Genomic DNA, 569 nt, shown 5'->3' with positions numbered 1-569 from the left:
ATATACCTTGACGAAAATGAGTTGAGACCAGATGACAGAACCGATATTCGTCCCAATGGTTTCACCCGTGAGAGCGTGTTCCATGACTTTCCAATCAGGGGACACGAGGTACTTCTTCACATCCGCCGTCGCCGTTGGCTTGACAGTGACAATCACAATGTGATGACCGAATGCGAGTTCATCCAGGAAAGCACCCGCTGCTCTACGGAGTTGGCGGCTTTTTTAAAAGATGCGTTTGGAGACGCTCCCTATAACGGCCCGTTCGTTTGAGAATGACTACCACATAAGCGGCGACAACTTTGAGAAAGCGTACAAGAACCACCTGAGCGGCTTTCGTGAATGGACGGAGCTTGACCATGCCGAGGAATGGCTGGTTTTCCCGAACAACATCGGTCCTCATGTCAGTATAGACGAGACATGCCTTTCTACAGGCGAGGTGTACACGATAGTATGCAACAAGGACGCACATGGCCGTAAGGGATGTATAATAGCGATAGTCAAAGGCACAAAGGCAAAGGACGCTATCGACGTTCTGTCCAAGATTCCAGAACCGTTGAGAATGAGCGTTG

2 protein-coding genes are annotated in these 569 nt (G+C 49.7%); both read left to right on the top strand.

Annotated features, from left to right (window positions below):
• Window positions 1-270: ISAon1 family transposase N-terminal region protein (locus tag IE178_RS37220; protein ID WP_498370660.1), on the top strand; the 270-nt coding region annotated here is incomplete at its 5' end.
• The coding region (locus tag IE178_RS37215; RefSeq protein ID WP_498370659.1) for a hypothetical protein at window positions 236-569 on the top strand (334 nt) is incomplete at its 3' end. The genes IE178_RS37220 and IE178_RS37215, both read left to right, overlap by 35 nt.

It is taken from the genome of Streptomyces griseoloalbus (genome assembly GCA_014650015.1).
GTDB classification, from domain to species: Bacteria; Actinomycetota; Actinomycetes; order Streptomycetales; family Streptomycetaceae; genus Streptomyces; species Streptomyces griseoloalbus.
The sequence above is the reverse complement of the archived record's forward strand: the minus strand, read 5'-3'. Positions and strand labels throughout refer to the sequence as shown.